This window comes from Mycobacterium sp. (assembly GCF_050700595.1).
Lineage (GTDB): Bacteria > Actinomycetota > Actinomycetes > Mycobacteriales > Mycobacteriaceae > Mycobacterium.
This window is the reverse complement of the sequence record NZ_JBOHHI010000226.1, coordinates 1-8,702: the sequence shown is the minus strand read 5'-3', so window position 1 is coordinate 8,702 and position 8,702 is coordinate 1. Positions and strand designations below refer to the sequence as shown.

Annotated in this window: 7 protein-coding genes and 1 pseudogene; 3 read left to right on the top strand and 5 right to left on the bottom strand. The window is 63.8% G+C overall.

The features are described from left to right. Positions 1–175 precede the first annotated feature (175 nt). Positions 176–1,258: an IS630 family transposase gene (locus ACRDTL_RS20455; protein ID WP_431508521.1), complete on the top strand. Its 1,083-nt coding sequence runs from the start codon at positions 176–178 to the stop codon at positions 1,256–1,258. Positions 1,259–1,364: 106 nt separating this feature from the next. Here the strand turns inward: ACRDTL_RS20455 and ACRDTL_RS20450 are convergent, their stop codons facing one another. Further along, positions 1,365–2,093, bottom strand: a complete 729-nt coding sequence (locus ACRDTL_RS20450) for a hypothetical protein (RefSeq protein WP_431508520.1) — start codon at positions 2,091–2,093, stop codon at positions 1,365–1,367. Between the two features lie 26 nt (positions 2,094–2,119). Here ACRDTL_RS20450 and ACRDTL_RS20445 point away from each other — a divergent pair. After that, a pseudogene (locus ACRDTL_RS20445) lies at positions 2,120–2,635 on the top strand (N-acetylmuramoyl-L-alanine amidase); the annotation flags it as partial. A gap of 272 nt (positions 2,636–2,907) precedes the next feature. On the opposite strand, the gene nrdF reads toward ACRDTL_RS20445, so the two are convergent. From nrdF to ACRDTL_RS20430, 3 genes are all read right to left on the bottom strand, one after another. Continuing rightward, positions 2,908–3,882: a class 1b ribonucleoside-diphosphate reductase subunit beta gene (gene nrdF, locus ACRDTL_RS20440; RefSeq protein WP_431508519.1), complete on the bottom strand. Its 975-nt coding sequence runs from the start codon at positions 3,880–3,882 to the stop codon at positions 2,908–2,910. Between the two features lie 90 nt (positions 3,883–3,972). Continuing rightward, positions 3,973–5,526 (bottom strand): flavin-containing monooxygenase, encoded by a 1,554-nt coding sequence (locus ACRDTL_RS20435; RefSeq protein WP_431508518.1) that lies wholly within the window; start codon positions 5,524–5,526, stop codon positions 3,973–3,975. A gap of 37 nt (positions 5,527–5,563) precedes the next feature. Beyond that, positions 5,564–6,229: a TetR/AcrR family transcriptional regulator gene (locus ACRDTL_RS20430; protein WP_431508517.1), complete on the bottom strand. Its 666-nt coding sequence runs from the start codon at positions 6,227–6,229 to the stop codon at positions 5,564–5,566. A 101-nt stretch (positions 6,230–6,330) separates the two neighbouring features. Here ACRDTL_RS20430 and ACRDTL_RS20425 point away from each other — a divergent pair, with 101 nt between their 5' ends. Beyond that, on the top strand, positions 6,331–7,902 hold the full coding sequence (locus ACRDTL_RS20425) for an MFS transporter (RefSeq protein ID WP_431508516.1): 1,572 nt from the start codon (positions 6,331–6,333) through the stop codon (positions 7,900–7,902). 13 nt (positions 7,903–7,915) lie between these two features. Here the strand turns inward: ACRDTL_RS20425 and ACRDTL_RS20420 are convergent, their stop codons facing one another. Next, a complete protein-coding gene (locus ACRDTL_RS20420) occupies positions 7,916–8,656 on the bottom strand; it encodes a TetR/AcrR family transcriptional regulator (protein WP_431508522.1) in 741 nt (246 codons plus the stop codon). Between the last annotated feature and the right edge of the window lie 46 nt (positions 8,657–8,702).

Sequence of the window (8,702 nt, the reverse complement as noted above, 5' to 3'; positions counted from 1 at the left end):
ACTGCGCCCGCGCCAACCTCTCCAAGGTGTCGCGCTCACCGGCGGTCAACGGCAACGGCGCTGCTGGTGCACTCATGAGACAAGGATACCGAACAACACCTTGATTATTTGCGAGACACACCACTAGTGGTGTGTCCTACGATTAAATGATGATTAGTTGGTTATGCTCTCCGTCATGAGACGACCCGTGCCTGCTTTGGCGATGTCAGATGGTCAACGGGGGGTGTTGGAGTCGATGGCTCGGTCGCAATCGGGTGCGCATCGGGAGGTGGTGCGGGCCAAGGCGTTGTTGATGGCTGCTGACGGGATGGCCAACACGGCGATCGCCGGGTCGCTGTCGGTGTCGCCGGCGTCGGTGAAGAGTTGGCGGGAGCAGTTCACCGGGCAGGGTTTGGTGAAGTTCGCCCAGGTGCGCAAGGGGCGTGGTCCCAAACCGTCCATCCCGCAATCGAAGATCGATGAGATCGTCGAGCTGACCGTGAACTACCGACCGGCGGGTGAGACCCATTGGAGCTGTCGAACGATGGCGGCGGCGACCGGGGTGTCGAAGTCGACGGTGCAGCTGGTGTGGCACGCGCGCGGGCTCAAACCGCATCGGGTCGAGACGTTCAAGCTGTCCAACGATCCGCGTTTCGAGGAGAAGCTGGTCGATGTGGTCGGGCTCTACATGAACCCGCCCGACAAGGCGATCGTGCTGTGCGCTGACGAGAAGTCCTCGGTGCAGGCATTGGATCGCACGCAGGCGTCGTTGCCGATGGTCAAGGGGCGCGGGGAGACGATGACCCATGACTACAAGCGTCACGGCACCACGACCTTGTTCGCGGCGTTGGACGTATTGACCGGCACAGTGATTGGGCAATGCCTGCCGCGGCACCGCCATCAGGAGTGGTTGACGTTCCTCAAGACCATCGATCGCGAGGTACCCAAGCACCTCGCGATCCACCTGATCCTGGACAACTACGCCACCCACAAACATCCAGACGTCGTGGCGTGGCTGGAGAAGCATCCACGGTTTCACCTGCACTTCACCCCGACGTCCTCGTCGTGGTTGAACCTGGTGGAACGCTGGTTCCGTGAGCTGACTGACAAAGCGTTGCGGCGCCGCGCATTTCACTCGGTGCCCGATCTGATCGCCTCGATCCAGCAGTACCTCGACTCACACAACGACGCCCCACGGCCCTACGTGTGGACAGCGACAGCGAAATCCATCCTCGCCAAGGTCGCCCGAGGACGCATAGCCCTCGAAAAAGTCAGCTAAATCCAGGACACACCACTAGGAACTTCTGCTCCATTAGTTCGAACATGTCGGTCGAGTGGCCACCGGCTGATGCAAGTCACACGTTTACCGCAAGTCGGTGAAGTTGCTACCGGATTGACCGGTTTTGCGGTTCGTTGGCGGCTACTCGCTCGAGCCAGCCCGACAGCATCCCGTCGATGGCGGCGCCCTTGTCGAGTTGCTTGTCGGTGATGTATTTAACGAACCTGTCGACCAGGATGGCGTCCCCACTGCCAGGGAGATTCTTTCGCACAGACCGCGTCTGGCGCGTGTGACCTTTGAGAAGCTGTTCGCGCGGGAACAGCCCGATCAATGACAACATCTGCTCGACGGTGATTTCGATCGGCTTGCCCTTGGAGAACCCCCAGTCGAGCATCTTAGTTCGCATGCACTCGTCAACGATCCCCTTGTTATGGACGAAATCGTTTCGGATCCAACGAATGTCGCCGAAAAAATCGTTCTTAACATCGTTTTTCTCAAGCTGTTGGTCACCACGCATGCCGATATTGAAGAAGGTGGCGATGCGGTCGCGGAACTGCTCCTCCCATATGGCGTGGATGTAAGCAAACCATTGGGCATACGCAACCGACTGGATCTCAGGATAGTGGTCGGTTTGAAACCGGCCAGCAGCGCCGGCGGCGAAGATCTGCGCGCCGGAATCAACAGCAGAAATGAGGTGCTGCATGTGGACACGGCCAGCACCGGGCTGGTCAACGAACCGAAGAGTGGTCACCTCAAAGTAGTGACCGTAATCGTCCGGGCGGTGATGCTCCAGGTAGCGGCGGTGTTGCTGTGTCCAATCTTCGATCTTCTGCATTAGGACGTAGTGCGATGTCAAGGTCACACAGCTTCAACTGGGATGTTGCGCTGCGCGTCCGGGATGCACTTGATCGGTTGGGCGTCCGAACGACCATGTCACGCGACAGCGACACCGGCGTGGGACCCTGCGTCGATGAACGCGCCGCACTGGCCAATGCGGTGAAACCCGACGCGATCGTCAGCATTCACGCCGACGGTGGGCCCCCATCAGGTCAGGGATTCCACGTGAACTATTCCAGCCCGCCGCTCAACGACATCCAAGCCGGGCCCGCCATGCAGTTGGCAACCATGATGCGCGACGCATTGGCCGCGTCAGGTTTTCACGAGTCCAATTACATTGGGACCCAGGGACTCTATGGGCGGTCCGACCTCGCTGGATTGAACTTGGCCCAATACCCTGCGGTCCTCGTCGAGCTCGGAAACATGAAAAACGCCGCCGACGCGACACAGATGGAAAGCGCGGATGGACGCGCAAAGTACGCTGCCGCCGTAACTGACGGAATAGTGAGCTATTTGAGCGCCAAAGCACCCGCACACTAGAGTCTCCGAACATTCCTGCAGACGAGGATGATGCCGCACACGACGCTGGCGGCGATCTTGCAAAGTTGTTTTTCGACACCCATGTCGAGAAGCGCACGCGGCCAGACAGGTAACGACGAAGCCGAAGAGGCAACGACGAAGATAGTCTCAGTACGCCCGGTCCAGTAGTTCTGAATTGTGGGCACGGCTTGGGCACATGGCGTTCAGCCGAGCGGCCGATCGGCCGCCGTTCGATAGGGCCTGACGGACTGTTAGGCCACTGACCTGCTACTTCAGAAGTCCCAGTCCTCGTCTTCGGTGACGACGGCCTTGCCGATCACATACGACGAGCCCGAGCCGGAGAAGAAGTCGTGGTTCTCGTCGGCGTTGGGTGACAGCGCCGACAGGATCGCAGGGTTCACGTCGGTCTCGTCACGCGGGAACAACGCCTCGTAGCCGAGGTTCATCAACGCCTTATTGGCGTTGTACCGCAGGAACTTTTTGACGTCTTCGGTGAGCCCCACCTCGTCGTAGAGGTCCTGGGTGTACTCCACCTCGTTGTCGTAGAGCTCAAAGAGCAGCTCGTAGGTGTAGTCCTTCAGTTCGGCTTGTCGCACGGCGTCCTCGAGCGCCAGTCCGCGTTGGTACTTGTATCCGATGTAGTAACCGTGCACGGCTTCGTCGCGGATGATCAGCCGGATCATGTCGGCGGTGTTGGTCAGCTTGGCCCGGCTGCTCCAATACATCGGCAGGTAGAACCCGGAGTAGAACAGGAAGCTTTCCAGCAGCGTGGAAGCCACTTTGCGCTTGAGCGGCTCGTCGCCGCGGTAGTAGTGCATCACGATCTCGGCCTTGCGCTGCAGGTTGGGATTTTCCTCCGACCAGCGGAAGGCGTCGTCGATCTGTGCGGTCGAGCACAGCGTGGAGAAGATCTGGCTGTAGCTCTTGGCGTGCACCGACTCCATGAACGCGATGTTCGTGTAGACGGCTTCCTCGTGCGGCGTCAACGCATCGGGGATCAGGCTGACCGCCCCGACCGTGCCCTGAATGGTGTCCAGCAGCGTCAGCCCGGTGAACACCCGCATCGTCAGTTGCTTTTCGTGATCGGTCAGCGTGCCCCAGGAGGAGATGTCGTTGGACACCGGCACCTTCTCCGGCAACCAGAAGTTCCCGGTCAGCCGGTCCCAGACCTCGGCGTCCTTCTCGTCTTGCAGACGGTTCCAGTTGATTGCCGAAACCCGGTCAATCAGCTTCACTTTTTCGCTCACCAGAACCCCACTTCACCAGGACGGATTGTCGGCTGTGCCCAGACTTCAAACACTACCCCTGGGGTACGACAACCGGCGGCAACACAACACCTAGTAGGTGGGCGTGTCTCGTACGCAGGAGCAGCCGGTGGCAACCCCGAAGAACTGGTACTCGGCCGGCTTCAGTGCGCGGGTGCCCGCCCAGTATTGCCAGGTATAGCCGCCCCACAACACGGGATTGTTGCCGTGCTCGTCGAGATACCAGCTGCTGCACCCACCGGAGTTCCACACCGAGCCGGCGAGTTTGCGCTGCAACTCGTCGTTGAACCGGTCCTGCGCGGCCCGGGTCGGTGCCAATGCCTGCGCGTCGAGTCGATCGCATGCGGCGATCGCCTCGGCGACATAGTGGATCTGCGACTCGATCATGAACACCACCGAGTTGTGTCCCAGTCCGGTGTTGGGTCCCAGCAGGAAGAACAGGTTGGGGGTATCGGCGACTGCGATCCCGCGGTGCGCGGCCAGCCCTTCCCGGTTCCACCGGTCGACCAGATCCTCGCCGTGCAGGCCTTTGATCTGCACGTAGGTGTAGGAGTCGGTGACGTGAAAACCGGTGGCGAACACGATCACGTCGGCGCGGCGGTGCCTGCCGTCGGCGGTGACGATGCCGTCCGGTGTGATCCGGCTGATGTGGTCGGTGACGAGCTCGGTCTTGGGGTCGGCAACGGCGCGATAGTAGGTGGAGGAGTTCAGGATTCGCTTGCAGCCGATCCGGTAGCGCGGCGTCAGTTTGCGGCGCAGTTCACGGTCTTTCACCGCGCGGCGGATGTTCCACTTAGCCAGCGCCTCCCCGACTTTGAGAATGTTCGGCCGCTTGGTCATCCCGTAGGCCAACGCCTCGTGGCCCCAATAGAGTGCGGTGCGCAGCGCCAACCGCAGACCCGGGATGTTCGCGCACGCGCGGCGCAACCCGGGCGGCAGTTCTTCGTTGGTGCGCGGCACCACCCACGGCGGGGTGCGTTGGTAGAGCTGCAGTTCGGCGACGCGGTCGATGATCTCGGGAACGATCTGGATGGCGCTGGCACCGGTGCCTATCACCGCGACCCGCTTGCCGGTCAGGTCCACGTCGTGATCCCACTGCGCGGAATGGAAAGCGGGGCGTCCAGCAGCCACGAATTCGTCACGTCCGGCGATGTCGGGGACCGACGGGATGTGCAACGCACCGGCGCCGGAGATCAGGAACTGGGCGATGTATTCGCGGCCGTCGGCGGTGAACACGTGCCAACGGTATTCGGTTTCGTCCCAGTGCCCGCGGTCCACCAGCGAGTTGAACACGATGTGGCGGCGCAGCCCGTATTTGTCGGTGACCCCCTTGAGGTAGTCCCAGATCTCGTCCTGATAGGAGAACAGGTGCTTCCAGTCCGGCTTGGGCTCGAAGGAAAACGAGTACAGGTGCGACGGGATATCGCACGCGCAGCCCGGGTAGCTGTTGTCGCGCCAGGTGCCACCGATGTCGTCGGCTTTCTCCAGGATCACGAAGTCCACGCCCTGGCGCTGCAGCGCGATGGCCATGCCCAACCCGGAGAACCCGGTCCCGATGATCACCGCGCGGGTATGCACCGGTGGCTTGTGTGTTGACTCCTGCGTCGTCGGCTCGGCGATGGTCATGGTGCGAGCCTACCTGGGAACGCCGGTACTGGGTACTTCAGCGCCCTTCGGTCAGCAATGCGATCGACCGGCGCAGTTGCTGCTCGGGCGGAGCGGGCGGCAGTGGCGTATCGGGCCGGGCGCCGAACGCGTCGACCATCATTGCCGCGAACCGCCGCCACGCATCCGGGGCCGTGGCGCCGGTGGCCTTGAGCACGCCGGCGTTGGCCATCAGCATGACGACGACGTCGGCGGCCACCGCGTCGCGCCGCAGAGTTCCCTCGGCCTGTGCCCGCCCGATGACCTCCCTGAGCTTCTCGACGGTTTCGTTGGTGCGCTGTTCGGCCGTGCTACTGGCCGGAAACGCCGTGGTCAACAGGTCGCGTAGGCCCGCGTCGCCGGCCTGCAGCTCGCCCAACTCGAAAATCAGCGTGCGAAAGCCGTCCCAGGCGCGTGGGTTCGCCAACGCACGGTCCACGGCCCGGGTGTAGCGGGACATATTGCGCTCGAACGCGGCGGCCGCCAAATCGGCGCGGGTGGGGAAACGCCGATAGAGCGTGGCCACGCCCACCCCGGCGCGGCCGGCGATCTCTTCCAACGGCACGGACAGCCCGCGCTCGGCAAACAACTCGGCGGCCGCGGCCAGGATCCGGTCGCGGTTGAGTTTCGCGTCGGCGCGAAGTGGTCTGGCTCGCTTTTCCCCGGGAACTGCGGCTGAAATCACACGTCGAGCATACTTGCTCAACTGGAGGATTGCTTCCACTTATGCGTATTGTCGACCACAGTAAGTGATACATACCCTCCACATAGGAATGGAGCAAACATATGGCCGTCACACTGACTGCCCCGGAGCTGGTATCGGGAGGCCGGCACCGGACACCGAGCCACGCCACGATGCGGGGCAATCCCTGGTGGACACTGCTCGCCGTCTCGATCGGCGTCATCATGGTCGGCCTCGACGCGTCCGTGGTGGCCATCGCCAACCCCCGCATTGCCACCGACCTGCGCGCATCGCTGTCGGATCTGCAATGGATCACTGACGCGTACATGCTCGCGCTGGCCTCGCTGCTGATCTTCGGCGGAAACCTCGGCGACCGGTTCGGGCGCCGCCGGGTGTTCTTCATCGGCGTCGTCGGCTTCGCCGCCACGTCGGTGGGCATCGGGCTGATCGGCACCGTGGGAGGCGTCATCGCCCTGCGCACGGTGCAGGGCGTCTTCGGCGCGTTGCTGATGCCGAGCACGCTGGCGATTGTGCGAGCTACTTTCCCTGCGGAGAAGCTCAACGCTGCCGTGGGGATCTGGGGCGCCGCGTCCGGGGTGTCGATCGCGACCGGACCCATCGTGGGCGGGCTGCTGGTCGAACATGTCAGCTGGCAGTCCGTCTTCTACATCAACGCGCCGATCGCGGCCGCCGCCCTGGTGATCGGCGCGCGGGCGATCGTCGAAAGCCAAAACGCCGGCGCGCATCGTCTCGACATCCCGGGCATCACCACGCTCTCCGGCGGGCTGTTCCTGGTCGTGTTCGGGCTGATCAAGGCGCAGAACTGGGGCTGGCTGGCGGGCCGGACGGTCGGGGTGCTGCTGGCCGGCCTGACGGCCTTGGCGGTCTTCGTGCTGATCGAGTTGCATGCCGACGAACCGCTGCTGCCGATGCGGCTATTCGCCAACCGGTCGCTGTCGATCGGCGCCGCGGTGGTCGTCATCGACTTCTTCGCGCTGTTCGGCGCGGTGTTCTTCCTGTCGCTATACCTGCAGAACGTGCAGGGCCTGAGCCCAGTTGAGTCCGGCGTCCGCACGCTGCCGCTGAGCCTGGCGCTGATGGTGACCGCGCCGCTGTCCGGCGTTCTCACCGAACGATTCGGGCCACGTCCGGCCATGGTCGTCGGGCTGGCCGCGGTCGCGGCCGGGTTGTTCTCGCTGATCTTCCTGCGCACCGACTCGGGGTACCAGGCGCTGTGGCCGGCGTTCGTCCTGCTCGGCGCGGGTATCGGGCTGGTGCTGACCGCGAGCTCGGACGCCATCATCGGCACCGCCAGCGTCGACGACGCCGGGGTGGCCGGTGGTCTGCAAAGCACCGCCGTGCAACTGGGCGGGGTGTTAGGCACCACCATCCTCGGATCGGTGTTGTCCAGCCGGGTCGGATCCGTGCTCGTCGACCAACTCACCGGTGCGGGCACTCCGGCGCCGGTGGCCGCGAAGCTGTCCGCCGCCAAAGAGCTGGTGGCTCAAGGTATTACCCCGACGGTCCCGGGCATGCCGGCCCCGCTGGTGCACGCGGTGGCGCAGGGCGGCCACAGCGCTTTCATGATCGGGCTGCACACCTCGATGGTCGTCGCCGCGATCGCCGCCGCCGTCGGCGCGGTGCTGGCACTGTTCGTGCGTCGCGGTGAAGACTGACCCGCGCCGGGGCTCAGCTGACCGCCGAATCGCGGGGTACCGCGTTGTGGATGGGCGAGTCGGGATCGAGGTTGATGCCGAGTAGCTCGGCGGTGCCGTTGATGACGCCCATCATGATCGTCGTCAGGTGCGCCACGAACTTGTCGCGGGGCATGCGCCGCGGGCTGTCCGGATCGGGGCCCAGCCACCAGTCGGTGGCCGACTGCGCCGAACCGAACGCGGCGAACGCGGCGAGCTCGATCGCGGCGGGGTCGAGCTCCATCTCGCGCAGCTCGTTGTTGAACATCGCCGCCATCGCCAGGGTGATTCCGCGGCCCTCGTTCAGTGCCCGCATCGTCGACTCGGACCGCTCCGGAAACCGGCCCTGGATGAAGAACCGCAGTACGTTGGGATGGTCGTCGACCAGGCTGACGTACTCCTCGACGCTGCGCCGGATGATGTCGCGGGCCGAGTTGGTGGCGAAGTCGACCGACGGGAAGACCGCCGCCCACAACATGTCACGTAGCCGTTCCCCGATCGCCTGGAACAGGTCGGCCTTGTCGTGGAAGTGCCGGTAGATCTTGGGTTTGGCGGTGCCGGCCTCTTCGGCGATCTCGCGGACACTGACGCCGGGCCCGATCCGGTCGATGGCCCGAAACGCCGCCTCGACGATCTCACCGCGCACCTTCTTGCGGTGTTCGCGCCAGCGTTCGCTGCGGGCGTCGACCTTCACCCCGGGCTTCACGCCGGGGTGGGGTCGGGGAATTCTCACCACGTCAAGCACCTTACCGCGTTGCAGGCGTTGACCTGGGCAGACCGGC

Excerpts from the sequence above, each read along its gene's own strand:
- ACRDTL_RS20425 (WP_431508516.1), top strand. The coding sequence starts at position 6,331 with ATGGCCGTCACACTGACTGCCCCGGAGCTGGTATCGGGAGGCCGGCAC.
- ACRDTL_RS20450 (WP_431508520.1), bottom strand. The coding sequence starts at position 2,093 with ATGCAGAAGATCGAAGATTGGACACAGCAACACCGCCGCTACCTGGAG.
- ACRDTL_RS20455 (WP_431508521.1), top strand. The coding sequence starts at position 176 with ATGAGACGACCCGTGCCTGCTTTGGCGATGTCAGATGGTCAACGGGGG.
- ACRDTL_RS20435 (WP_431508518.1), bottom strand. The coding sequence starts at position 5,526 with ATGACCATCGCCGAGCCGACGACGCAGGAGTCAACACACAAGCCACCG.